Here is a 25,366-nt window from a genome sequence, read left to right on the forward strand (position 1 = left end):
CCGGCCGGTCCTCCACCCGCCGGACATGTCGTCTACGAGGCCGCGCGCCGAGACTGCCTGCCCGGTATCTTCAGATGTACCGCGTCTCCCCGCACCGACCAGTCCGGCGGGCGAAGAATACGGCCTTCGGCACGCACGGTGCCGTCTTCTTCGAAGACGACCCGGCCATAATCCGGATCGGCGACGATCAATGCGCCCTCGTCGCCGCGGCGGGCCGAAAGCGTGGCGAAACGCGCCTGCATGCCGTCAAGGCTACCCTCGCGCCCGAGATCGGAGAGACGGACGATCCAGCGGCCGTTGCGGCCGGCCAGGCGCAGCTCGATATCCGTCGTCGGGCCTTGCTTTACCGGCTCCAGCGCGCCGTTGCCGATCAGCATCGCAATCCCGTTGCCGGAGCGGGCGAGCGCCAGATTGCCGTCAACCACCGTGTCGTCGAAAGCCTCGAGCGGGAACCAGGCATGGGTGAAATCCGGCTGGCCCTCATGGATCTCGAAATCGAGGATCGCCAGATCACGATATTGGTGCACCCGCGGCAGCGTTCCGCAGCCGCCCCAGAAGCTCGGCCGGCCATAACCGAACTGGATGGTTTCGCCGGGATGATTGATCCAGATCTGCGCTTCCGGCCGGCTGCCGAGACGCAGGTGCAGCACCGTCTCCTGGTAGCCCCAGGCGCCGGGACGATAACGGGCGATGGTGCCGAGCGCGGTGTCGCGGGTTTTATAGTGATAGAGGGCGGCGAAACGGTTTTCGCCCTGGGAAAAGGTCCATTCCTGCGCGTCGTCGGACTGGTGCGCGGCGATCGCGGCCAGCGTTTCTGGAAAACGCAGGCCATGATCGCGGATGCAGACGGCAAGCTGCGGCAAAGCGTGGACACGCCGGCCGTACCAGCCGCGGCCCCAGAGCAGCCGGGCAATGGCGGAGAGTTCGACCGAGCGGCCGGGGCGCAACGTATGTTCGTAGGAGCGGCCCTGGCTGCCAGTCAGCATGCCGTGATGGGCCGAGCGGGCGACGATCTCCATCAGGCGGACGATGCTGGCACTCGCCCGGTTGCGGATCGTATCATCCGGCGCGCAGGCGGCCAGCGCCGTCAGCCCCTTAAGGTCGATCGGGAAATAGGGAACGGAATTCCACTCGGCCATTTCCCAGCGCTCGAAATGATCGAGCCAGGCGCGGACACGCTCTTCGCCGACCTTCATCTGCTCGGTGCCGGTGCGGCCGGAACGAACGAAGACGGCATCGGGGAAAAGCCTGCCGCCGAGATAGGCGGCCGTATGGAAGAGAAGCGCGTGGTTTTCCGAGAAATACCACTGAACATCGTTGCCGGGCTCATCCATCCAGTAGCGGTAATTGAGGACGGCATGCTCGATCCTGTCGCACAGCGCGGGTGACAGCAGATCGCTCCAGCGCGTATAGGCAAAGAGCAGCGGCACCAGCACGAAATCGGCGCAGTCGTGACAATCCTCGATGACCGGCAGCATCGCCGAGATCATCGCCTCGGTTTCCTCGCCGCCTTGGCCCAGCGCAAGGCGCGCGAAAGCGCAGACCGTGTCGGGCTCGGAATGGGCGGCAACCTCGGCCAGCGCCTCGGCGACGCGGTCTTCAAGGGCGGCGGGTGCCTCCCCCTGCCGCTCCGGATGACAGATCTCGACACCGAGCGTGCGACCGAGCGAAAGCGTACCTGCTTTGAAGGTGATGCGGAAATGGCGGAAATCGGCGGGCATATCCGCCGAGGTGCCGAGCGCCAGTTTCGTTGCCCCCGCTTCCAGATCGAAATCATAGTCGAAGCGCTCGATCGACATGAAGTCGCCTTCGATCTCGACATGGCAGCTCAGCGTCACCGGCAGCGGCGCGGGAAAAAGGATGGTCACATCCTCGCCGAGATAAGCGGTGCGGTCGAAGCGCATGCCTTCGAGTATGACCTCCAGCGCATCCGCATCACCGGCGGCGATGGGAACAGGCAGGGCAGTTTCAACTTCCGGCCCTTCGACATAATCCAGCTGGAAATAGAAGCGGGCGTCGCGCTCGGCGAGATCGTCGAAATAGACGCGGATTTCGTTCAGGCCTGCCGTGAGTTCGACCTCGAAGTTTTGCTGGGTTTCGAGATTACGCTGGTAAGGCGCCATGAAACCCTGCTCGAGGCCATTGACGAAGAGGATCGCGCCGCCGCAGGTCGACAGCCGAAGCGTGGCACGCCCCGCGGAGCGGGCATCGAGGAAGGTGCGCGCCCAGCAGCCGATGCGTGTCGGGCGAAACCAGAAGCCGGAGAGATCGACACGCGGGGAGGCAAAGGGTAGCCACCAGCGGACCGCCTCGAATTCGCCAGTCGGCTGCGGCCGACGGTCGGAGAAGGATTTTTTGAATTCGGTGCGGCAGGGATATTCATGCGGAATGAAGTTCTTCGTCTTGGTGACGAAAAAAAACGGATCCATGCGGCCTTCCATCGGGCGGTCGGCGACGTCGTAGCGCTGCTGCCACGGGTCGGCGAGCTGCCAGTAGACGATCGGGCTAGCCTTGGCCGTTGCACGGCGGAGATGGGATTGCTGCTCAGCGGTCATGCTTCAGCCCGCTCAAGCCTTGGGACGCCGGGCAGAACGCCGACGCACGGATTGACCCTCAAGCCGCATCTTCAAAGCCTCCCTGCTCTGCCGCTTGTCGCGGGCTCCTCAGGCAACGATTGTGCACAGGCAATCCATTTGCGCAATCTGAAAGATTTTTGCATAGTAGCGGGGCGCGAGGAGACGACATGACGGCGGAAGAGAAAAAAGGTAGGCGCACGCGCCTCGACGACATTGCCGCCCGATGCGGTGTCTCGATCAGCACGGTGTCGCGTGCGCTGGCGGGCGAAAAGGGCGTCAGGCCGGAGATTCGCAAGCTGGTGCTGGAAACGGCAAGTGCGGTCAGCTACGCCTTGCCGGCAAGCGTTGCCGGCAAGAAGGTCATGCTCGTCGCCTCCGGCGCAGCGATGATCGACTATGTCCGCAACCAGTTTACGGTCTACGTGCTCGAAGGATTGAATGCGCGCGCCGCCGCCCTCGGCATCGAACTGGCGATGCGGCCGGTCGCCGATAAGGGGGATGAAGCCCGCGTCGTCGCCGAGATGCGTGACGATCCGAGCTTTGGCGGCATGCTAATCCTGACTGTCGACGAAGAAGAGATGCTGGCGGCGGCGGCTGATCTCGGAAAGCCCGTCGTGCTGGTCAACAGCGACGATCCCTATATGCGGCTTTCGAGCGTTACGCCCTGCAACCGCTCGGCCGCCTTCATCGCCGCCGAGCGGCTGATCAAAGCCGGGCATGAACGCATCCTGTTCATGCTGAGGCCGGGTCGGCGGACGATCGAGCGGCGCCTCGAGGGCTGGCGCGATGCCCTGCAGCATCATGGACTGACGGCCGATGCCGATCTGGTGCTCGAGGTCGACGACTGGCTGCCGGAACTTGGCGCCGAGGCGGTCACCCGTCTCATCCGCGAGAAAGGTCTTTCCTTCACCGCCATCCTGACGGCGGGCGACAGTCTTGCCAATGGCGCAGTGCGCGGATTGCAGGCGATGGGTTATGCCGTGCCGCAGGACATTTCCGTCATGGGCATAGACGACCTGCCGCAGTCGGCCTTTCTCAATCCGCCGCTCTCGACGGTGCATATTCCGATGCGCGAACTCGGCGCCACCGCGCTCGATCTGCTGCGCGACATGATGCTCGGCCTGGCGGCCCCACGGCGGCGGGTCGAGCTTGCCTGCCATCTCGTCGAAAGGGGCAGCGTCGCGGCCGTCAGGCATATGTCTGCCGTAGCGGAAGGTCGCTGAACCCACACCGTGATCGAGAATATCAAGCCTCGATAAAACTCGCTTCGAACAATTCTCGCGCATAGGCATCATGCGTGGTGCCGGCCTGCAGATCCGCTTTGGTGAGTTCGTCCACGAAACAACCATTCTTCATGATCAGCACCCGGTCGCACATATGGGAGATGACCGCGAGGTCGTGGCTGACGAGAAGATAGGTCAGGCCCTTTTCCTCGCGTTGGTCGGCCAGCAGGTTGAGGATTTCGGCCTGGACCGAGACGTCGAGCGCCGATGTCGGCTCGTCGAGCAACAGGATGGGCGGCGACAGGATCAGGGCCCGGGCGATGGCCACCCTCTGCCGCTGGCCGCCGGAAAGCTCGTGCGGGAAACGGTTTGCGAAGCTCGCCGGCAAACCCACCTGGATCAATGCCTTTTCGACTTTCGACCAGATGTCGGAATGGCCCATGGCGCGCAGCGGCTCGGCCAGGGCGGTGCCGATACGATGGCGCGGATGCAGGGATCCGTAAGGATCCTGAAACACCATCTGGGCGAATTTCAGCTCCTCGCGAGAGCGCTTCTTGCCGATCGGTTTGCCGCCAAGTTCGATGTCACCGGTCCAACCGGCCTCCATGCCGGCAAGGCAACGCAGCACCGTCGATTTTCCGCATCCGGATTCACCGACAATGCCAAGCGTCTCCCCCTGGCCGACCTCAAAACTGATGCCCCTGACGACATGGTTGCTTGATTTGCCGGAGGCAAAGACGACATCGAGGTCACGCACATTGATCATTGCGCCATCTCCAGATCGAGTTTCGTCCTGTCGAGAACCGCGAGCCGGCGAACCGGATTCCTGGGGTCGGGCAGCGCAGCGATCAGCCCGCGAGTATAGGGATGGCGCGCCTCCTCCAGACTGGTCAGCGTTTCCACGATCCGGCCGGCATACATGACGATGATGCGCTCGCAAAAGGCAGCCACCATGCGAATGTCGTGGCTGATCAACAGCAGGCCGGAATTGTTCTCGCGCACCAGCTCATCGAGCAACAGCAGCACGTCCTTACGGACACTGACATCAAGCGCCGAGGTCGGCTCGTCGGCGATGACAAGCTTCGGCCGTGCCAGCAGCATCATGGCGATCATCACGCGCTGGCCCATGCCGCCCGATATCTGGTGCGGATAAAGCGCCATGACCCGCTCCGGATCGCTGATGCGCACGCGCTCCAGCATGGCGCGGGCAGCCTCATGCGCCTGTTTCTTATGAAGACTGAGGTGAAGGCGGGCGGCTTCGGCGATCTGCTTGCCGATCGAAAGCACCGGATTCAGCGAATAGCGCGGATCCTGCATGATCAGCGCGATATCCTTGCCGCGAAGCGCGCCCATTTGACGTTCGCTCTTCGACAGCAACGAACTGCCGGCGAGATCCAGGCGTTCGGCGGATACCACCGCAGCGGGCGGCAGAAGGCGCATGATGGCGCGGCCGGTCGTCGATTTGCCGGAACCGGATTCTCCGACGATCCCGACGCGTTCGCGCCCGACGTCGAAACTGACATTGGAGACGGCAGGCACGGCGCCTCGGCCGAAACGGACGCTCAATCCTTCGACGGACAGAACGGGCTGCAGATCACGATCTTGCATGGCGAGGATCCAGAATGTCGCGCAGAGCATCTCCGGCGATGTTGAAAGCAAGGCTGGTGAGGAGGATGGCGATACCCGGCATCACGGCAACCCACCAATAATCGAGCATGAACTTGCGGCCGCTGGAGATCATCGCGCCCCATTCCGGCGCCGGCGGCTGGGCGCCAAGCCCGAGGAAGCCAAGCGAAGCGGCCGTCAGGATGATGCCTGCCATGTTGAGCGTCAGGCGAACGATGACCGATGGGACGCACATGGGTGCGATATAGAGGAGAAGAATACGCATCGGCGAGGCGCCATAAAGGCGGGCGGCAACCACATAGTCGGCGTTTCTGACGACGAGGGCCTCGGCGCGCGCTAGTCTCGCGATTGGCGGCCATGCGGTCAACGAGATCGCGATGATTGCCGTGGTCAATCCGGCGCCGAGCGCCGCAGCAAAGGCGAGCGCCAGGATCAGCGACGGGAAAGAGAGAACGATGTCGGTGGCGCGCATCAGCAGCGCATCGGTGCGCCCTCCGAAGAAGCCGGCAACGACTCCGATCAACAGGCCGATCGGCCCGACGATCAGGGAGACCGAAAATACGGTCTGGATGGTGATGCGCGTGCCAAAGATCAAGCGGCTCAAGATGTCGCGGCCGAATTCGTCCGTGCCGGCCAGATGCGCGAGGCTCGGCGGCTGCAAGGCATCACCAAGCCTCTGCACGACCGGATCGTAAGGCGCCAGCAGCGGCGCGAAGATCGCGATCAAGCAAAGCAGACCGAGGATGACGAACCCGCCGAGACCAAGCGGCTCGGCAGCCAATTTGCGGCCGGCGCGCGCAAACGAAGCCGCGATACGGGTCGACACACTTGGAGGGCGGATCTCTATCTCGCTGCGGATGACATCGCTCATCGGGCCGCCTCCCGCATGCGCGGATCAAAGACGGCGTAAGCGACGTCGGCCAGGAAGTTCAACAACATGAAGATGAATCCCACAATGATGGTGCCGGCGACGATGGCGTTCATATCGCCGATCATCAGCGCGTTGGTCATGTACTGGCCGATGCCCGGCCAGGAGAAAACGATCTCGGTCACGACAGCGCCTTCGAGCAACCCGCCATAGGAAATGGCGAGAATGGTGATCAGCTGCACCGCAATGTTCGGTAGCACATGGCGCCAGATCGTGCCGAGGGGGCTCACACCCTTGGCTCGGGCCGCAATGACATAGTCCTGGCTCAACTGCTCCAGGGTGAAGCTGCGCGTCATGCGGGTGATATAGGCCATCGCCGCATAGGCAAGGATGACGGCCGGAAGAATGATATGACCGAGCGCGTTCCAGAAGATTTCGGTCTCGCCCTGCAGCAGGCTGTCTATCAACAACAACCCTGTGTGCGGCGTGACGAGGCCTTCGTAAAAGACGTCAATCCTGCCCGGCCCGCCGACCCAGTTGAGGCCGGCATAAAAGATGACGAGCCCGACGATGCCGAACCAGAAAACCGGGATCGAATGGCCGACGAGCGCGACCACGCGGGCCGTCTTGTCGATGAAGCTGTCGCGAAAGAGTGCTGCGACCAGCCCGAGCGGGACACCGACGAAGGTCGAAATGATCACCGCCAGCGTCGCGAGTTCGAATGTCGCCGGAAAGGCTTGAGCGAGGTCTGCAGAGACCGGATTGCCGGTGAGGACGGCAGTGCCGAAATCACCATGCGCCAAGCCGTTCAGATAGAGGAAAAACTGCTGGTAGATCGGCAGATCGAGCCCCAGACGCGCCCGCATCGCCGCATAGGCAGCGGGATCGGCGAGCTCGCCGACAATTGCGCCGACCGGATCGGTGGGCAGAATACGGCCGATCACGAAGGTCACACATAAGAGGATGAACAGGCTGACCAGCAAATGCGCCAGGCGTCGGCCAAATTCGGCTACGGAGAGTTCCTTCATGATCGGCTGTCCTGGAGTATTACTGGGTTTCGACCTTGGTGACGTTCTCGAGACGCGTCAGCTGAGACGGGTGGCCGACATATCCCTCGACCTTGGTGGACAGGACGATCGGTTCAAAGCGCTCGAAGAGCGGAAGCACCGCCGGCTTCTGTTCGACGAACATCTTCTGCATCTGAACATAGAGTTCACCGCGCTTCTTGGCGTCCGGCTCCATGGATGCCTTCGCCGTCAAGGCCGTCAGCTCGGGAATGTCCCAGCCCGAACGCCAGACGAAATTGCCGGCATTGTTGGCTTCCTTCGAGTTGTCGGGATTGGAGGAGAACTGCTCCATTGAACCAAGCACGTTCGGCATATAGGCGCTGGTCTGCGGGATCAGCAGATCGAAATCCCTGGCGCGATGGGCGGCGATGATTTCCGAGCCGTTGCCCTGCTGGATGTCGATCTTGATGCCGATCTGGGCCAGCGATGCCTGGATGGCGGTAGCAAGATCGATGCGCGGCGTTTGCGCTATCGTCTTCAGCGACAGCGAAAAGCCGTCCTTGAAGCCTGCTTCGCTCAGCAGCTGCTTGGACTTTTCGACGTCGAGATGCCAATCGGGGTTCGGGATGGCATATTCGAAATTCTCCGGAACGGGAACGTTTCTGGCCCGCCCGTATGGGCCCATGATGGTCTTTTCGATGCCCTTGTAGTCGATGCCGTAGGCAATGGCTTCGCGAACCTTCGGGTTGGCGAGATATTTGTTGCCGGCATTCATCGACAGCACGTAGAAGCCGCCCGTCGGAATACGCTGGATAGCAAAGCCCTTCTTGTCCTGGAAGGTCGCGAGATCGGATGCGGTCAACGCACTGGCAATATCGATATCGCCGCGTTCGAGCATCAGCCGCTCGACCTGGCTTTCAGGCACATGCCGCACGATGACGCGACGCATCTTCGGCGCGCCGGTCATATAGTCCTTGTTGGCATCGAGGATCACCAGTTCGTTCGGAGACCAGCGATTGAGGGTGAACGGACCGGAGCCGGCCGAATGCGTTCGCATCCAGGCGTTTCCGTAGTCGTTGTCGACGGCGTGGCTCTCGACCTCGACGCTGTCGACCACACTGGTGGTCGTCGTCGTCAACCGGTAGAGCAGCAGCTCTGCCGTCACCTGATTGGAGAGATCGATCCGCACCGTCTGGTCGTCGACGGCCTTGACGAGCTTTTCGACATTGTCCTTGTCGTAGCCGACGCGCTTGAGGTTGGCGGCGGCGGCCTGATCCATCTTCAGGAGCCGGGCCAATGAATAGACGACATCCTTTGAGGTGACCGGATTGCCGGAGGCGAAATTTGCCTTGCGTAGCGTAAACGTGATGCCCTTGTCGTCCACCTTCCAGCTTTCTGCCAGCTGCGGAAGGACCTTACCATCCGCCGTGCTGGCAACCAGCCGATCATACAGATTCGACATGATCTCGACCGCCTTGCCTTCGGTCGCCTGGTGCGGATCGAGCGACAGAACCTGCGCTAGCGAAGTGCCAATCACTAGCTGGTCCTGCGGCGTAGCGGCCTGCAGCTGTGGTGCCGATATCGTCAGGGCGCCGATGACAGCGCCGACGAACAAGCTTTTAGAAAAATGCTTCATTGTCACTCCTCCCTGGATTACGATAGGAAACATATTATGTCGTCCGTATGTCGTATTATGATTTAACGAAGTCCGATAGGGTTGACAAGGCCCGAGCGGCAGAGACTTGATCGAAGGGATTGGGGGAGCCGAAAATGACGACACTCAGCCGTGGCCGGCAAAGACTGGCGCAACAGGTTATCGATCAGTTGCGGGCGCAAATCGAAACGGGGAAGCTGCGCGTCGGCGACCAGTTGCCGACAGAGCCGCAGCTTGAAGCGACATTCGGCGTCAGCCGCACGGTGGTGCGCGAGGCTATCGCCGATCTGAGGTCAGCCGGCTTCGTCAAGCCGATCCAGGGCAAAGGCGTCTTCGTCGCGGATCCGAAGGCGCATTCGGTCCTTTCTTTAACGCCGGTGGAAATCAAGAGCATTCCGGAAACCCTGGAATTGCTGGAGTTTCGCATGGCCGCCGAGGGTGAAGCGGCGGCGATCGCCGCCTATCGCCGCACCGCCGAGCAGGAAGCTGCGATCCGCGACGCCAACCGCAGAATGGCAAACCTTATCGAGACAGGACAGCAGACGGTGGAGGCGGATTATGCCTTCCACATGGCGATTGCTGCCGCCACGAACAATCGATTCTACGTTGCCGTCTTGCGCCAGTTCGGGCCAAAAGCCATCCCCCGCGGCCAATTTCCGACGCTTCCCGAGGCCAGCGACCGTGACTATCTTCAGAAGGTTTATGCCGAACATGTCGAGATTCTGTCGGCGATCGCCGACCAGGATCCGGAGCGGGCGCGACAGGCAATGCGGGCGCATATGCTGGCCAGCCAGCGCCGTTATCGCATGCTCGCGGAGCAGCAATAGGGCTCGACACTCTCAGACATTCATATTATGTCATATGACATTGTGTAATTTCGAAAGAGACTCAAATGTATCTGGGAACACAGGTCGCAGCGCGGGACGACGACGATTATCGTATCTTCGCGCAACTGGGTGTGAAGCATATCAACGCCGACCCGCCGGGAAAGCCGAGCAGCTGGACGCTCTCCGATCTCGAACGTCATCGCGACAAGGTCGAAAGCTTCGGTCTGATCCTCGACATGATCCAGTTGCCGCTGCCCTCGCAGCCGATCGAGAAGGCTTCCTATCCCGATATCCTGCTTGCCGGCCCCGAGCGCGACAGACAGATCGACGCCGTCTGCAAGCTGATCGAGAATGCCGCCGCCGCCGGCATTCCTGCGGTGAAGTACAATCTCAACCTGATCGGCATTCCCCGTACGCCGGATGAACCGGGACGCGGCGGATCGCTGAATGCGAGCTTCCGCTGGGACAAGACGGACCAGCAGGCCGAGCCCGGCCTTGCCGGCGTGCTTTCGGAAGACGAAAACTGGGAGCGGATCGACTATTTCCTGGAACGCGTCGTTCCTGTCGCTGCAAGCAACCGCGTCCGGCTCGCCTGCCATCCGCACGATCCCTATACGCCGCCGGGTTATCGCGGCGTCACGCGGGTGCTAGGTACGGTAGAAGGCTTGAAGAAATTCGTGCTGATGCGCGAAAACCCGTATCACGGCCTCAATTTCTGCCAGGGTTCGATCGGCGAGATGCTGGAAAATCCCGGCGAGGAAATCGACGATGTCATCCGCTGGTTCGGCCAGCGCGGCAAGATCTTCAATGTTCACTTCCGCAACATTCGCGGCGGCAAGCTGTCCTTCATGGAGACCTTCCCCGAAGAAGGCGACATGGACATGGTCCGCTCGGCCAGGATCTACAAGGAAGTGGGCTTCAAATACATGCTGATGCCCGACCATGTGCCGACCGTCAGCGGCAAGGATCCAACCGCCACCGCATTTGCCTTCTGCTACGGCTATATCGCCGCACTTCTGCAAGTGCTCGAGAGCGAGTGAGCCGGTTTTCAACACCTAAGAAATAGGACTTCATGATGAACCCGATTGAATTGAAGAAGGCCGTCGGTAGTGGCCTCCTGTCGTTTCCGGTGACCCATTTCGACGATCACCTCAAATTCGACGAAGCGAAGTATCGCCGTCATGTCGAGTGGCTTTCCGGTTATGATGCTGCTGCGCTGTTTGCCGCCGGCGGCACCGGTGAATTTTTCTCGCTTAATCCGGCCGAAATTCCGCAGGTGATCCGGGCCGCCAAGGCGTCGGCGGGCAAGACGCCGATCATTTCGGGAACCGGCTACGGCACGTCGCTCGCCATCGAGATTGCAGTCGCGGCCGAGAAGGCCGGTGCGGACGGACTGCTGCTGCTGCCGCCATATCTGATGTTTGCCGAACAGGCGGGTCTGATCGCCCACGTCAAGGCGGTCTGCCAATCGGTCGGCATCGGCGTCATCGTTTATAACCGCGACAACGCCATTCTGACCGCCGACAGTATCGCGCGCCTGGCGGAGGAATGCCCGAACCTGATCGGCTTCAAGGATGGCGTCGGCGATGTCGACAAGGTGATCGAGATCACCACCCTGCTTGGCGACCGCCTCGTCTATGTCGGCGGCATGCCGACCCATGAGGTTTATGCCCAGGCCTATTTTGCAGCCGGCGTGACGACCTATTCATCGGCCGTGTTCAATTTCGTGCCCGCGCTTGCCCAGCGTTTTTACGGCGCCTTGCGCACCGGCGATCAGGCAACCGTCGACGAGATACTGAAGGGCTTCTTCTTCCCCTTCGTCGCCTTGCGCAACCGCAAGAAGGGATATGCCGTCTCGATCATCAAGGCCGGCCTTCGCGTCCTCGGGCAGAACCCAGGCCCCGTGCGCCCGCCTTTGACGGATCTTACCCAGGAAGAGCTCGTCCTGCTGGAAAAGATCGTCCAGGCCAACGGCGTCACACGGATCGCGGCGGAATAATATATCGCGGCAGTCGGCCGCCGGGGTGGCCCGGCGGCTGTCCGGTTCGCACCAACAACGGACATCGGCTCGGCTTGGATAGACGACCGCTATGGGGCCGGAAGCGGCGCGTCTGTTATCAGGGCGAGTTCATGCATTGCGCCGGATCTACACCATCATCGATCCTGAATAGTTGTCGATTTGGCATTCATGGGCGCAAAACCAAACTGTGCCTTGAAGGCTCGGCTGAAGGCTGCTTCGGAATCATAGCCCACTTGCCTGGCGACCGACCCAACCTTGGCTTCAGGCTGGCGCATCAAGCCCAAGGCGAGCGTCAGCCGCCAGCGGCTGTGGTAGGAAAGTGGCGCTTCTTTCACCAATGCTGTAAATCGCGCCGCGAAGCCGGACCGGGACAGGCCCGCCACCCGAGCCAGATCGAGCACGGTCCAGCGCCGATAAGGTTCGTCGTGGATGGCCTTGAGCGCGCGGCTGATGCGCGCATCCCCGAGCGCTCCAAGCCAGCCGACATTGCCGCCCCGCTCGATCCGCACCCAGCTCCGCAGGATACTGATGACCAGCACGTCGATCAGCCGTGAAATCATGATGGACGCGCCGGGATACACCTCCTGGGCTTCCTTCATCATGAAGTAGCCAAGGCCCTCGGCCCATCCGCCGGTCTCGCCGCTGGCTTTTGGAATGTGAATGACCGACGGCAGTGCCGATACGAGCCAGGGCACAGAAGCGCTTTCGAACCGAAAAGCTCCAGCGATAAGCTTGGTCTGTTGGCCGCCTCCGCCGTGGGAGACATTGAGTTTTTCGGCGGTAACCTGCGCCGCCATCAGGGCTGCCAAGTCAGCCTCAGTTGCACACTCGCCATCGCTCAAGCCGTGCCCAAGGCCACGCGGCAGCATGATCAGATCGCCAGTTGCCACCTGCAAGGCATGGCCCTGATCGTTCACAACCGTCAGTCCCCCTTCGAGCACGATGAAGAAATAAGCCGCTCCTGGATGAAAGCGTAGCGCCCATGGTTGGCTGAGCTCGACTGTAAAGACGATTTCGCCATGCAGGCTGACCATGGCCAAAATCTGGGAGAGCAGATCCACCCGAGAGGCGAGCATGATCGCATTTTTGGACGACGGAGCATGCATTGCGGGGCTCGGGTCATGGTGATCCATCTCGGTAAGCCCTAGTTCTGTTTTGTCTTCAAAGAGGAATTATCTGGCAGTTCAAGTGTTTCCGCGAAGGCAAGGCCATCCTGGTCTTCCTGCCGTCGTGTAGGAGACAGCATTGCAGATTATCCGAATTAAGCAATCGCGCTGACGCGCCCTATAGGAGCTCCAAATGAAATCTGTTCTTATGTCCGCCCTAATGCTAACAACCGCCATGCTTGGTGCTGCACCCGCAAGGGCCCAGCCGGCTCTCCCGGATCAAACAATTAAGAATCTCGTTCTTGTCCACGGCGCCTTCGTCGACGAAACCAGTTGGGACGGCGTCGCTGCAATCCTGACCGCCAAGGGCTACAAGGTGACTGCGGTAAAGAACCCATTGACCTCGCTTGCTGACGACGTCGCTGCCACCAATGCGGTGCTGGATGCGCAAAATGGCCCGGTTGTCCTGGTGGGCCATTCCTGGGGTGGCGTGGTGATCGGCGAGGCGGGCGACAACGCCAAGGTGGCATCACTCGTCTATGTCTCGGCTTTTGCGCCCGAGAAAGGTGAAACCATCACAGCATTGGCAGCCAGCGGTCCGGCAACCCCCGGAGCGGCGGCCATTCGGCCCGACGCAAAGGGTTACTTGACCATCGATCCTGCAGTATTCCCCAGTGCAGTGGCGGGCGACCTGCCCAAGAAGATCGGTGAACATCTGGCAGCGCACCAGATGCCGATCAATCACACCGCCTTCGATGCACCTGCTGAGGTCGCGGCATGGCACGACAAGCCAAGCTGGTACGTCTTGAGCTCCAAGGACCTCGTCCTTGATCCCCACGCACAGGCTTTCTTTGCCGAACGGATGAAGGCCAAGGTGACGACGGTCGAGGGTAGCCACGCCTCGCTGGCCTCGCACGCCGAGGAAGTGGCTGCGGTCATAGAAGCGGCCGCAGGAGCAAAGTAGCCCTCGTCAACCGATGCTATCGCCCCCCTAGCGGCGGTCGGTAGCATCGATGTGCAAAGTTCCCGGTCGCAGGGGTCGCACTCGCAGCGCTGACCCCATATCACCGGCAACACTACTGCCCACGCGCCATGGCCTCGGACAGCGCCGCACTGGCAACCGCCGGATTAGGCCTCAGCCATCACGCCCCCTCACCGCCCACGAGGTGGTGTCGTGATCGGGGTGCTGGTTGTTGCTCTCCTTGATCGCCGCGGCCCAGTCGGCGCCGTTGTCTTCGGTCGCACCGGTATTTTCGATGCCCGTGATCGTATCGAACCATCCCACCATGTTCTCGGTGCAGGTATTGGCAAGCGGCGAGAAGGCATGCGGATCGTCGAGCGAACCGATCATCAGGTTGGTGCGACCGTTTTCGAGGTGGTGGAAGAACAATGGGGTGCCGCAATTGGCGCAGAAACCGCGCTCGACAAGCTCCGAGCTCTTCCAGACGCTCGGCTTGCCGCGTGTCCAGGTAAGCGCATCATCGGGCGCAGCGACGAGCGCGGCAAAGACGTTGCCCGAAGCTTTCTGGCACATGCGGCAATGGCAGAGATGCGAATTATCAAACATAGCGGTTGCGTGGTAGCGCACGGCACCGCACTGGCAGCCGCCGCTCACCTCCATCTCGATGCGTTTCATTTTTTCTCCTCCTTCAAGAGGCGGGTCTGGGCTTAATCTCTTTCAGGTTTTCGTCACTTTCCCGTTCCCGAAGCTGTCATGCTGCCTAGTGGTACGTCACGGCGGGATTGAACACCCTTTGCAGGAAGGGCCTGAGAGCTCCCTGCATGTGGTTCCTTGGAATTTGATGTCCACAGTCAAAGAGGTGAAGCGTCGCCAGGACTCCGGCATTGGACAGAGCTTTTGAGAAGCGTTCGGCTTGGGCAACCGGAGCACGGTCGTCATGCTTTCCATGCAGCAACAGCGTCTCAGACCGAACTTCTGGCGCATAATGCAATGCAGAGCGAGCCAGAAAGGCCTCTCTCGATAGGCCCGCCTCTTTCTCGATAGCCCACCGCAAACCGTCTGAACTCTCGTGATAAGCGGTTTCAAGATCGTAGACGCCGCTGGATAGAATGACTGCTCGCAGATCAGAAACCTGGGTAGCGACCATGGCCGATGCAACGGCACCACGACTGTTTCCATAGAGAACAATTCGGTCAGGATCGACGGAAGGCTGGCCCCGTAAGAAAGCGAGAGCAGCTATGATCGCTTGCTGGGTTTTGGGACCGCAGAAATCTGGAGGGCCGTCTGACGCCCCAAAACCGGGCTGCGAGACTGCCGCAGCAGTGATATTCAAACCGGAACAGAACCGAAGCAATGCGCCGCTGTCGACCGCCTCTATCCCTCCAAGCAGACGGCCACGCTGATTGCCGTGGACAAATAGGATTGCTCCTGCGGGCGTTTCGCTTGCGGCTTGAGCTTGAAAAAGCTCGACCGTGGCTCCGTCACCCCGGTCAATGAGATGTCGAGTTACTACCGGCATAACCACCATCAAGTTTTCGCGTGCCGGACAGACAATAGTGCAACTTGTGGCATTGGCAACGTCCGGTGGCGGCGGATATGGTGGAGAAACCGCTCATCCCGTCTGTTTCGGTCTTTTGAGCAAAGTAGGTGCTGGCTATCCGCCCTTGGCTGGTTTCGGCGATCTCCTAGACCGAGGATTCGCATACCCCAGCGGTTCCTGTACCTACAGCGCCACACCAGTACCGCGGTCAAACACGTGCACCTGATCGCTGGTGATGCTTGCCTCGAAGACGGCGCCGTAACGGGCGGGGTATTCGCCGTCGACGATGGCGGTCACCTGTTGTCCGGCGAGATCGAAGACGACATGGGTCTGGGCGCCTGTCGGTTCCACCAGCATCGTCCGGCCGGCGAGCGGCGTGCCGGCGGCGACACCGGGAACGAGATGTTCGGGGCGCAGGCCGATGGTGACGGCCTGGCCGGCCTTGACCTTGCGGTCGGGCGCGATGCGGATCGCCGTGCCATCCCCGAGGCGGGCGGCGGGCTCACCATTTTCGCCGTCGACCGTGCCTTCGAGCATGTTCATCGCCGGCGATCCGATGAAGGCGGCGACGAAGAGATTGGCGGGTTTCCTGTAGAGTTCGAGCGGCGTGCCCTCTTGCTCCACCCTGCCCTGATTGAGCACAACGATGCGGTCGGCAAGCGTCATCGCCTCAATCTGGTCGTGGGTGACATAGATCGAGGTCGTCCTGACCTTCTGGTGCAGCGTCTTGATTTCCGAGCGCATCTGCACTCGCAGTTTCGCGTCGAGGTTGGAGAGCGGCTCGTCGAACAGGAAGACGGCGGGATTGCGCACGACGGCGCGGCCCATGGCGACGCGCTGACGCTGGCCGCCGGAAAGCTGGGCCGGCTTGCGGTCGAGGAGCTCGGCGAGATCCAGCATGCGGGCGGCTTCGGCAACGCGGAGCTCGATCTGCGGTTTGGCAACGCCGGCGAGCTTCAGATTGAAGCCCATATTTTCGGCAACCGTCATGTGCGGATAAAGCGCGTAGGATTGGAAGACCATGGCGATGTTACGTTCGCGCGGCGTCATGGCGTTGACGACCTTGCCGCCGATGGCGATTTCGCCGTCGGTGATTTCCTCGAGGCCGGCGATCATTCTCAGCAGCGTCGATTTTCCGCAACCGGACGGCCCGACGAGCGCGACGAATTCGCCATCCTCAATATGAAGCGAGATGCCGTGGATGACATCGACGGCGCCATAGGTTTTGCTGATATCGGTGAGTTCAACGGATGCCATGATTGTACTCCAACGGTTCGGCTCAGGACTTCACGGCACCGGCGGTCAGACCGGCGATGATGTGTCTCTGGGCGACGAAAAAGACGATGATGGTGGGAAGGATGGTCAGCGTGATGAAGGCCAGCACCAGCTGCCACTCCGTGCCGTACTCGCCGCGATAGACCATGATGCCGAGCGGCCAGGGATATTTCGATTCCGAGTTCAGCATGATCAGCGGCAGGATGTAGCTGTTCCAGCTGCCGACGAAGGAGATGATGCTGACGGTGGCGACGATCGGGCGGGAAAGCGGCAGCGAGATATGCCAGAAGAAGCGGAGATAGCCGCAGCCATCGACAAAGGCCGCCTGAAACAATTCTTCCGGAAGATTGCGGAAGTAGTTTCGAAACAGCAGGATGCTCATGCCGAGGCCGAAGGCCACCTGCGGCAGCACCACGCCCCAATAAGTATCGAGCAGGCCTAGATCGCGGATGCGGATGAACAGCGGCAGGATCGCGGTCGCCGCCGGAAACATCAGGCCGAGCAGGAAATAATTGAGCAGGAACGACGACCCGAAAAAGCGGACATGGGCAAAGGCGAAAGCTGCCATCGACGATACGATCAGCGTCAGAAGGACGGTGAGCGACGCGATCAACAGCGAATTGCCGATCTGCAGCCAATAGCGTTCACCGAAGAGAATATCGGTGTAGTTCGCCAATTGCCACTCCGTCGGCAGGCCGAAGGGATTGGTGCGCAGGTCGCCCAGCGTCTTGAATCCGCCGAGCGCCGTCGTCAGCAGCGGCACGAGCACGATCGCGGCAATCAGGCTCAGCGACACGTAGAGATAGACGCGTGTTGATGTGCTCATGCGGATGGAAGAGCTCATATCAGTCATGGCGCATGAAGATCCTTTTGTAACCGAAGGCCAGCGTCACGCAGATGATGAAGAGCACCACGCCGACCGCGCTGCCGAGGCCGACCTGCATGCGCATGACGCCGTAGGTATAGAGGAAGGTAACCATCGTCTGGGTGGAGTTGGATGGCCCGCCGCCCGTCAGCGGCATGATCATGTCGAAGAGCTGCAGCGAGCCGACGACGGCAAAGAAGATGGAAAGACGCAAGGTCGAGCCGAGTAGCGGCAGTGTGACGTAGCGGAACTTCTGCCAGCCGGTGGCGCCGTCGATTTCGGCGGCCTCCAGCACGCTCTTGTCGACGGATTGCAGGCCGGCGATGAACAGCATCATGTGGAAGCCGAAATATTTCCAGACGACCACCCCAAGCACGGCATAGATCGCCACGTCCTTGTCGGCGAGCACGTAAGGGTTGGCGAAGCCGAAGAAGTTGGAAACGGCGGCAAACAGGCCATAGTCGCCATCATAGACGAAGCGCCAGATAAGGCCCGCAGCAACGTCCGCCAGCACATAGGGCAGGAAGAAGATCAGCCGGTAGCCGACGACACCCGGAATGCGGTGCGCCAGCATGGTGGCCAGCCAGATGGCGAGCGGCACCTGGATGCAGATCGAGATCACGATGATCAGGCCGTTATTGACCAGCGCCTGGGTGAAGGCCGCATTGCGGAACAGAACCTGGAAATTGCGCAGCGCGATGAACTCGGTCGGCGTGCCGTAGCCGTTCCACTTGTAGAGACTGTACCAGGCCGCCTCGCCCATCGGCATGATGACGAAGAGCGTGAAAAGCAGCAGCGCCGGCGGCAGGAAGATCAACAGCACCGCCAGCCGGTCATGCGCGACCGAGCTCTTGCTGTTTGCGGCTCTTTTCGCCGGCCTTGCGGCCGTCGTTATCGATGGGACTGAAATATTGGCCATGGGTCCTGCTTTCGCATCTCGTCGGCAGCAATGCTGGCGCTCCGGATTTTAGCGGGAGCGCCAGGAAGGGTCTGCAGGCGCTGGTTATTGTTCCAGTTCGAAAGCGTCCTGGATCATCTGGGCGCCGTCCTTGGAATTCATCTGCCCGGAGACGATTTCCACCGACACATCGTTGACGACACGGCCAACGGCTGCACCGAGATCCTGGTCGAAGAAGTTCTGATGCCATGTCGAGCCAGCCAACTGCTTGGCCGACTCGGCCAGGAGCGGACTGGTGACACCGTCATCGGCGCCGACGGCCACGGGCAGCAACATGCCGGCCTTGGCCATCGCACGCTCGTTCTCCGCATTCGTCAGGAAGGCGAGGAAATCGATCGCCTCCTTGGAAGCCTTCTTTGTGACGGCCCAGCCGTTCAAGCCGCCGAGCGTGTCCGTCGGCTTGCCGGCGCCGCCCTCAACCGCGGGGAAGGCGAAACGGCCGATATTGTCTGCCGAAAGCCCCTTGCCGTCACCGGCATTCTTGCGCTGGTTGGCTTCGGTATTTTCAAAGCCCAGGATCATCGCGGCCTTGCCGTCACCGAATACGCCGAGCGTCTGTGGCCAGCTCGCGCCGAGATAGCCAGGCTGGAAAGGTTCGAGCTTGCCGAGTTCGGCGAGGTCGTCGCCTGCCTTGATGACCGCCGGATCGAGGAAACCTTCGCCTTCGCCGTTCTTGGCCGCCTCGAAGACCTTCTGTCCGCCCTCGCGCATGACAAGATAGCTCCAGTAGAAATGGATGGGCCATTTCTCACCGCCGCCGCCTGCAATCGGCACGATGCCGGCGGCCTTGATCTTCTTCACCGCTTCGAGAAAATCACTCCAGCTCTTGATCTCCTCGGCTTTGACGCCGGCCTTGGCAAACATCGCCTTGTTGTAGAAGAAGCTGACCAGGCCGACCTTGTAAGGTATGGCCCAAGTCTTGCCGTCGAAGGTCAGGCCTTCGACCGAAGCCGGGGTATAAGCGCTGCGCAGCTTACCGCCATCGGCATCGAGGGCCGCCGTCACGTCCTGGAGCGCGCCGGTCTCGGACTGCTGCTTCAAGACGCCGCCGCCCCAGCTGTAAAAGAAATCCGGCACGTCGTCGGACTGCAGCAATGTCGGAAGCTTGGCCTTGAAGGCCTCGTTTTCGAGAAACTGCATCTGGATATCGACGTCGGGATGCTGGGCTTCGTATTTCTTGACGATGTCTTCCCAGGCCGCGACATATTTCGGGTCGAGCTCGAGATGCAGCCATTTAACGACCGTCGCCGCCGAAGCAGCACCAGCTCCGGCCAGCAATATGCCGGCAGCCGCGGCCATGGATGCGATACGCCTGCCGCCAAAAGCGGCGCTCTTGAACCTAAAAGTCATGATTTTTCCTCCCAGGGGTCCTGTCCTCACAATTTTTCCCCTATGCGGATTAATTCAACGGAGCTTTGGCATATTGTCAACCCAATGCCTCTATTTTTATCAAATGCGCTTGACATGACCGCTGAATTCCCTGCTATTTATTTCGTAACCCGTTAAAAATATTTGGGTTCCGCCCCAAAGAAACGCTCGCCTGGCTAGTTCCCATGAAGACCGCAGATCCCGAATTAATGCGCGCGATCAATCGCTTGAACGTGCTCGATACCATCAGGCGCCATGGTCCGATCTCGCGGATAGAGATCAGCGAGCGTACCGAACTCTCCACCACGACCGTTTCGGCCATCACCGCCTCATTGCTCGACGACGGGCTGATCCTGCCGCGTCACGAAGGCGATATCCGCAATGAGGCCGTGCGCGGACGGCCGCGGGTGATGCTGGAGCTCAATCCCGATGCCGCCCGCGTGGTCGGCGCCAAGATCGCCGCCAACAGGATGGTCTTCGTCGTCACCAATTTCCGCGGCGACGTGCTGTCGAAGCTCGCCTTGCCGATCCGCATCGACCGGCAGCCGATCGGCGTCATCGCCGATCTGGTCGAGGATGGCGTCCGGCGCTGCGTCGTCGATGCCGGGCTTTCGCTGGAGGATGTCGACAGCGTCTGCCTCGGTTTTCCCGGCGTCATCGAGCACCGCACCGGTTATATCAGGAGCAGCCCGATCTTTCGCGACACCAATGTCGATTTCGCCGCCGAGATGTCGACGCGGCTGGCGACGCCGACCATTGTCGAAAGCGACGCCCACGCCATCACGCTTGGCCATCACTGGTTCGGCAAGGCCCGCGATCTCGAGGATATGGTGCTGATTTCGCTGGAACAGACGCTGGGGCTCGGCGTCCTGCACGGCAACAGCCTGTTTCGCGGCGCTGGCGGTCTCAGCCACAATCTCGGCGATCTGGTGCTCGGCATGGGACCGAACGGCGTCGTCCGGCTTTCTAGCCGGGCCGGCGAAAGCGCGATCCTCGGCGAACAGCAGGCCGATGGGCGTTTTGCCGAGGCGATCCGTCTCGGCCGCGGCATGAACCATGCCCAGGCGCTGATCAAGGCAGACGACGACCGGCTGATTAGCGCCGCGATCCGCGCCGGCGAAGCGGTGGGTTTGACCATTGCCAACATCGTCACGCTGTTTGCGCCACCGCGAGTCATTCTGGTCGGATCGAGCCTGGCGCTCGGCGAACCCTTTCTCAACAGCCTGCGCGATGCCTATGCGCTCGCCATTCCGCCGTCGCTGCGCGGGGTGAGCGAACTCGTCTTCGACGATTCGACCGATGATTTCTGGGCGCAGGGTGCCGCTGCGGTGGCGCTCTACGAGCTTTACGAATCGCCCTGGAGCACGACAGGGCCGGCGCTCTGACGGGCGGCACAATCAACATCAATGGCACGATCAATGGAGGAATTCATGGACAAGGTCGGTATCGGCATCATCGGATGCGGCAATATTTCAGGCGCCTATCTCACGGCGATGGCATCCTTTCCCATCCTCGACATCCGCGGCGTCGCCGATCTCAACCGGGAGCTGGCGGAAGCAAAGGCTGCGGAATTCAACGTTCCCGTCAAGACCGTCGAGGAGCTTTTCACCGACCCCAAGGTCGAGATCATCGTCAACCTGACGATCCCGAAGGCCCATGTTGCCGTAGCGCTGCAGGCGCTCGATGCCGGCAAGCATACCTATTCGGAAAAGCCGCTCGGGATTAATTTCGCGGAAGGGAAAAAATTGGCGGAGGCCGCCAAGGCGAGGAATCTGCGCATTGGTGCTGCCCCCGACACCTTTCTCGGCGGCGGCCACCAGACGGCGCGTGGCTTGATCGACCAGGGCGTCATCGGCCAGCCGGTCGGCGGCTCGGCAACCTTCATGTGCCCGGGCCATGAGCGCTGGCATCCGAACCCGGCCTTCTATTACGAAGTCGGCGGCGGGCCGATGCTCGATATGGGTCCTTACTACATCAGCGATCTCGTCAATCTTCTCGGGCCGGTTGCGCAGGTTGCAGGCTTTGCGACGACGCCGCGGGCCGAGCGGCTGATCACCAGCGAACCGCGAAACGGCCAACGCATTCCCGTGCATGTGCCGACCCACGTCGCCGGGATGATGGCCTTTGCCAATGGCGCTGTCGTGCAGATCGCCATGAGCTTCGATGTTGCCGGCCACAAACATGTGCCGCTCGAAGTCTACGGCACCGAGGGCACGCTTGTTGTTCCCGATCCCAACAAGTTTGGCGGCCCGGTGGAATATCTGAAGAAGGGCGGTTCGTTCGAGGACCAGCCGGTCACAGCACCCTATGCCGACGGCAACTATCGCTCGCTCGGCGTTGCCGACATGGCGCATGCGATCCGCTCCAACCGGCCGCACCGCGCCAATGGCGATCTGGCGCTGCATGTGCTCGAAGTCATGGAAGCGTTCCACACCGCCGCCGCGACCGGCCGGACGGTCGCGATCGCCACGGCAACGGAGCGCCCCGCCCCGCTGTCCGATTCCATCGTCGACGGACGGTTGGCGAAATAAGTTTCAGGAGGAAAGACTATGCGTGAAGCACTGATCGTTTGGGGTGGCTGGAGCGGGCATGAGCCGCAGGAGTGCGCCGAAATCATCAAGACCATGCTCGAGGAGGACGGCTTCAAGGTCTATCTCGAGCACGGCACCGAGGCGCTTGCCGACCCTTCCGTCCATGATCTCAGCCTCGTCGTGCCGATCATGACAATGTCGAAGGTCGAGAAGGAAGAGGTCAAGAACCTCGCGACCGCGATCGAAAGCGGCGTCGGCATCGCCGGCTATCACGGCGGCGCGGGCGATGCCTTCCGCGACTCCGTCGACTACCAGTTCATCATCGGCGGCCAGTGGGTGGCTCACCCCGGCAACATCATCGACTATACCGTCAACATCACCCGCCCCGACGATCCGCTCATGGAGGGTATTGCCGATTTCCCCTATACGTCAGAGCAATATTACATGCATGTCGACCCCTCGAACGAGGTTCTGGCGACGACCAAGTTCACCGGCGAACACGCCTACTGGATCGACGGCGTCGTCATGCCCGTCGTCTGGAAGCGGAAATACGGCAAGGGCCGCGTCTTCTACTCCTCGCTCGGTCACCAGGCCAAGGAATTCGACGTTCCCCAGATGAAGACCATCTTCCGCCGCGGCGCCAACTGGGCGGCACGGTAGGCTAGGCTGTTGAGGCGGATGATGCCCCTCACCCTAACCCTACCGGGTCGAGCCACTCGTCTCGGCCCTCCAGACTCTGCAAACGCGGCGAAGGACATGCTTTGCGAGATGTGGCAAGGGACGGAGAGGTCGCGGCATAATCTCTTCTCCCCTCGGGGAGAAGGTGCCGGCAGGCGGATGAGGGGGCCACACGGCACAACCTCTCACATAATTCACTTATCCCGCCACACCGAGCTCCAGCGCCCTGAACACAGTCGAGACGATACCGACACGGTCGAATCCTGCGGGGTCCGCGTTGTTGAAAAGACCGGCTTCGCCGGCCCCCTCATCCGCCCTACGGGCACCTTCTCCCCGCTGGGGAGAAGAGGGGATCGAGACGTTGCCGCATGTCCCTCGCCCGGACGGACGAAACCGACCCCGCGCTCAGCCGATGATCAATGCCGTCCCGTAGAGCCCCAGCGCAAAAACCGTATGGGCCAGCAGGTTGAAGCACCGGACCTTGTTCGGGGTCGGATGTTTGGCGGCGGCCCAGCCGATGCCGAGGCCGGGCTGCAACAGGAACCACCCTGCCCCGACGGTGACGATTCCGAAGATCCAGGCGGGAAGAAATGTCGGTGCCGCCAGCCAGGCCGAGCCCATGATGATGGCGAAGATCACCCCATAGAGGATGCCGACGGCGTAGTGGCTGATCCAGCCGAGCGCCAGCTCATGAGCATAGGGCTCGGCGTCGGCAATGCTCTCGTGAAAGACCTTGCCGCGGCCGAGGTGCCAGAACCAGCGTCCCACAGGTGCCCAGTTTGGGGCCGCCTGGCCGAGCTGGGTGAGCACGATTGCCCAGAGGTCCATCAGGATTGTTGCGCCGGCGCCGAGCGCCAGACCACGCAATAGAATATCGAACATCGGGAATCACCGGAAGTGTTGCGAATGCAGGACGCTACCAAACCATTGCGGGCGCGCCTGCGCAAGACTGCCACCAGTTCATCGCCTCAACTCCAGTTTTTCCCCGGAGGAGGGTCCCTGCCCTCGTCGGCACTCGGTCATCCGCAAAGGCGTCAGTGCAGGCGTGAATTGACTGAAGGCACAAGGGGCTGCGGTATCGCTTTTGTTCCATAAGACTTGCGCTCCCCTGAAATTTAGCCAAAATCCTGATCGTAATACCCAGGCTCCTGACAGCAATGCGGCGCGCCTGGAAGCTATTCATTTAATACATCAAGGATGATTGCAGATTGACAGTGGCGTGGCGGTGTTGATTGATCCGCCGAGACTGAACAATTCGAATTTATATCTATCGTCACGGCGTGGATGCGACATGACTTTCGTGGAATCGCAAGGGGACAGAAAGTATCGGACCAGCGAGCGAGTGGGCGGGCTCGTTGAATGCTCGTCGCTGCAGGTCGAGCTCAGGCGTTTCGATCCGGGCTGGCAAGTCGACCTTACACTCGAATGCACGGAAATAGCCGTCCTGCTCTCGGGTCAGTCGAAGATCAGGTGGACCGGTGACGGTCACAGGCAGGAGGCCATCGCTCGCCCCGGTGTCGCCTGGATATGTCCGGCGGGTGTCCATGAGAGCGATGTAGAAATCATCGGCACCATGCCCGAGTCCCTGCACATCTTCCTGCCGCCGTCGCTCGTCGGTGAGAGCGCGCTTTCGAACTTTGACATCGACCCGGCCAAGGTGCAGCTCGCCTATGCGGGCGGCGTCCCCGATCCCATGGTGCTGCATATCGGCCAACTCTTTGGCGGTTTGTTGAACAGAAGCCTGGAGCCGACCGATCGACTCTTCCTCGACGGCATTCAGATGGCGCTGGTGGCGCACCTGCTCGGCACCTATTCGTCTGGTCGGTGGCATCCTGCCGTGCGGGTCCCGACCATCGATCCAAAAAGGCTGCAACGCGTCTTCGATTTCATCGAAGCCCGCATCGCCGCAGAGATCTCGCTGAATGACCTTGCTGCCGAGGCCTGCCTTAGCCCCTTTCATTTTGCCCGTATGTTTCGCAAGGCCACCGGCCTGACCCCGCATCGCTACGTCACCGAGCGACGGATCGAGGCGGCCAAGGAAAAGCTGCGGCTTGCGGGATCCTCGCTCGTGGAGATCGCGCTCGATACCGGCTTCGGCTCGCAGGCGAATTTCACGCGCGTCTTCCGCAAGATGACCGGCTTGACGCCCGGCCAATACCGCGCACTCGTCACCGGTTAGCGGTTTCCGCCTGTCGGACAGAGTTCGACGTTTGTGCACGCACGCCGGAGCGCAAGATTTGCGCATAGCGCAGCAAGAGCTGAAAATACCGCAAAACCATTTCC

The 25,366-nt window shown here is 61.1% G+C and carries 23 protein-coding genes; 9 read left to right on the plus strand and 14 right to left on the minus strand.

Features of this window, described 5'->3' with window-relative positions; all coding sequences use genetic code 11:
• Window positions 1-32 precede the first annotated feature (32 nt).
• Window positions 33-2,555 (minus strand): hypothetical protein, encoded by a 2,523-nt coding sequence (locus HFO71_RS17000; protein ID WP_168258367.1) that lies wholly within the window; start codon window positions 2,553-2,555, stop codon window positions 33-35.
• 188 nt (window positions 2,556-2,743) lie between these two features.
• Here HFO71_RS17000 and HFO71_RS17005 point away from each other — a divergent pair, with 188 nt between their 5' ends.
• A complete protein-coding gene (locus HFO71_RS17005) occupies window positions 2,744-3,799 on the plus strand; it encodes a LacI family DNA-binding transcriptional regulator (protein ID WP_168258366.1) in 1,056 nt (351 codons plus the stop codon).
• Between the two features lie 22 nt (window positions 3,800-3,821).
• On the opposite strand, the gene HFO71_RS17010 is transcribed toward HFO71_RS17005, so the two are convergent.
• From HFO71_RS17010 to HFO71_RS17030, 5 genes are read right to left on the minus strand one after another with little or no spacing between them, the layout of a single operon-like run.
• A complete protein-coding gene (locus HFO71_RS17010) occupies window positions 3,822-4,565 on the minus strand; it encodes an ABC transporter ATP-binding protein (RefSeq protein WP_168258365.1) in 744 nt (247 codons plus the stop codon).
• A complete protein-coding gene (locus HFO71_RS17015; protein ID WP_168258364.1) occupies window positions 4,562-5,407 on the minus strand; it encodes an ABC transporter ATP-binding protein in 846 nt (281 codons plus the stop codon). The genes HFO71_RS17010 and HFO71_RS17015 overlap by 4 nt, the downstream gene beginning before the upstream one ends.
• Window positions 5,394-6,296 carry an ABC transporter permease gene (locus HFO71_RS17020; RefSeq protein ID WP_017960388.1) on the minus strand — a complete coding sequence of 301 codons (903 nt, stop codon included), beginning with the start codon at window positions 6,294-6,296 and terminating at the stop codon, window positions 5,394-5,396. Before HFO71_RS17020 ends, HFO71_RS17015 begins: the two co-directional genes overlap by 14 nt.
• Entirely contained in the window at window positions 6,293-7,321 is a 1,029-nt protein-coding gene (locus tag HFO71_RS17025) for an ABC transporter permease (RefSeq protein WP_025394486.1), read from the minus strand. The genes HFO71_RS17020 and HFO71_RS17025 overlap by 4 nt, the downstream gene beginning before the upstream one ends.
• A gap of 19 nt (window positions 7,322-7,340) precedes the next feature.
• Entirely contained in the window at window positions 7,341-8,936 is a 1,596-nt protein-coding gene (locus tag HFO71_RS17030; protein ID WP_168258363.1) for an ABC transporter substrate-binding protein, read from the minus strand.
• A 134-nt stretch (window positions 8,937-9,070) separates the two neighbouring features.
• On the opposite strand from HFO71_RS17030, the gene HFO71_RS17035 reads away from it, so the two are divergent.
• The 3 genes from HFO71_RS17035 to kdgD all read left to right on the plus strand — a co-directional run bounded on the left by HFO71_RS17035 (window position 9,071) and on the right by kdgD (window position 11,780).
• Complete coding sequence (locus HFO71_RS17035) at window positions 9,071-9,781, plus strand: FadR/GntR family transcriptional regulator (protein WP_131642617.1); 711 nt, start codon at window positions 9,071-9,073, stop codon at window positions 9,779-9,781.
• A gap of 65 nt (window positions 9,782-9,846) precedes the next feature.
• Window positions 9,847-10,821: a mannonate dehydratase gene (locus tag HFO71_RS17040; RefSeq protein WP_025394483.1), complete on the plus strand. Its 975-nt coding sequence runs from the start codon at window positions 9,847-9,849 to the stop codon at window positions 10,819-10,821.
• Window positions 10,822-10,853: 32 nt separating this feature from the next.
• Window positions 10,854-11,780 carry a 5-dehydro-4-deoxyglucarate dehydratase gene (kdgD, locus tag HFO71_RS17045; RefSeq protein ID WP_131642616.1) on the plus strand — a complete coding sequence of 309 codons (927 nt, stop codon included), beginning with the start codon at window positions 10,854-10,856 and terminating at the stop codon, window positions 11,778-11,780.
• A gap of 155 nt (window positions 11,781-11,935) precedes the next feature.
• On the opposite strand, the gene HFO71_RS17050 is transcribed toward kdgD, so the two are convergent.
• Window positions 11,936-12,934, minus strand: coding sequence for an AraC family transcriptional regulator (locus HFO71_RS17050; protein ID WP_244735510.1), 999 nt, complete (start codon window positions 12,932-12,934; stop codon window positions 11,936-11,938).
• 166 nt (window positions 12,935-13,100) lie between these two features.
• On the opposite strand from HFO71_RS17050, the gene HFO71_RS17055 reads away from it, so the two are divergent.
• Complete coding sequence (locus HFO71_RS17055; protein ID WP_168258361.1) at window positions 13,101-13,871, plus strand: alpha/beta fold hydrolase; 771 nt, start codon at window positions 13,101-13,103, stop codon at window positions 13,869-13,871.
• Between the two features lie 171 nt (window positions 13,872-14,042).
• On the opposite strand, the gene HFO71_RS17060 is transcribed toward HFO71_RS17055, so the two are convergent.
• The 6 genes from HFO71_RS17060 to HFO71_RS17085 form a co-directional block, all read right to left on the minus strand.
• Complete coding sequence (locus HFO71_RS17060; RefSeq protein ID WP_168258360.1) at window positions 14,043-14,543, minus strand: GFA family protein; 501 nt, start codon at window positions 14,541-14,543, stop codon at window positions 14,043-14,045.
• Between the two features lie 85 nt (window positions 14,544-14,628).
• Entirely contained in the window at window positions 14,629-15,396 is a 768-nt protein-coding gene (locus HFO71_RS17065; RefSeq protein ID WP_168258359.1) for an alpha/beta hydrolase family protein, read from the minus strand.
• A 195-nt stretch (window positions 15,397-15,591) separates the two neighbouring features.
• Entirely contained in the window at window positions 15,592-16,665 is a 1,074-nt protein-coding gene (locus HFO71_RS17070) for an ABC transporter ATP-binding protein (RefSeq protein WP_025394477.1), read from the minus strand.
• A 22-nt stretch (window positions 16,666-16,687) separates the two neighbouring features.
• Window positions 16,688-17,536 carry a carbohydrate ABC transporter permease gene (locus HFO71_RS17075; protein ID WP_077981051.1) on the minus strand — a complete coding sequence of 283 codons (849 nt, stop codon included), beginning with the start codon at window positions 17,534-17,536 and terminating at the stop codon, window positions 16,688-16,690.
• On the minus strand, window positions 17,529-18,467 hold the full coding sequence (locus tag HFO71_RS17080; RefSeq protein WP_027684787.1) for a carbohydrate ABC transporter permease: 939 nt from the start codon (window positions 18,465-18,467) through the stop codon (window positions 17,529-17,531). Before HFO71_RS17080 ends, HFO71_RS17075 begins: the two co-directional genes overlap by 8 nt.
• 84 nt (window positions 18,468-18,551) lie before the next feature.
• Window positions 18,552-19,856: an ABC transporter substrate-binding protein gene (locus HFO71_RS17085; protein ID WP_077981052.1), complete on the minus strand. Its 1,305-nt coding sequence runs from the start codon at window positions 19,854-19,856 to the stop codon at window positions 18,552-18,554.
• Between the two features lie 203 nt (window positions 19,857-20,059).
• On the opposite strand from HFO71_RS17085, the gene HFO71_RS17090 reads away from it, so the two are divergent.
• The 3 genes from HFO71_RS17090 to HFO71_RS17100 are packed head-to-tail and all read left to right on the plus strand — an operon-like array spanning window position 20,060 to window position 23,065.
• Window positions 20,060-21,259, plus strand: a complete 1,200-nt coding sequence (locus HFO71_RS17090) for an ROK family transcriptional regulator (RefSeq protein WP_168258358.1) — start codon at window positions 20,060-20,062, stop codon at window positions 21,257-21,259.
• Between the two features lie 45 nt (window positions 21,260-21,304).
• The gene (locus HFO71_RS17095; RefSeq protein ID WP_168258357.1) at window positions 21,305-22,405 is read left to right on the plus strand and encodes a Gfo/Idh/MocA family protein; all 1,101 of its coding nucleotides are present in this window, start codon (window positions 21,305-21,307) and stop codon (window positions 22,403-22,405) included.
• 18 nt (window positions 22,406-22,423) lie between these two features.
• Complete coding sequence (locus tag HFO71_RS17100; protein WP_168258356.1) at window positions 22,424-23,065, plus strand: ThuA domain-containing protein; 642 nt, start codon at window positions 22,424-22,426, stop codon at window positions 23,063-23,065.
• A gap of 423 nt (window positions 23,066-23,488) precedes the next feature.
• On the opposite strand, the gene HFO71_RS17105 is transcribed toward HFO71_RS17100, so the two are convergent.
• A complete protein-coding gene (locus tag HFO71_RS17105) occupies window positions 23,489-23,965 on the minus strand; it encodes a DUF2938 domain-containing protein (protein WP_168258355.1) in 477 nt (158 codons plus the stop codon).
• 409 nt (window positions 23,966-24,374) lie between these two features.
• Here HFO71_RS17105 and HFO71_RS17110 point away from each other — a divergent pair, with 409 nt between their 5' ends.
• On the plus strand, window positions 24,375-25,262 hold the full coding sequence (locus HFO71_RS17110) for an AraC family transcriptional regulator (protein WP_168258354.1): 888 nt from the start codon (window positions 24,375-24,377) through the stop codon (window positions 25,260-25,262).
• Window positions 25,263-25,366: the final 104 nt, after the last annotated feature.

This window comes from Rhizobium laguerreae (assembly GCF_019778565.1).
Lineage (GTDB): Bacteria > Pseudomonadota > Alphaproteobacteria > Rhizobiales > Rhizobiaceae > Rhizobium > Rhizobium laguerreae.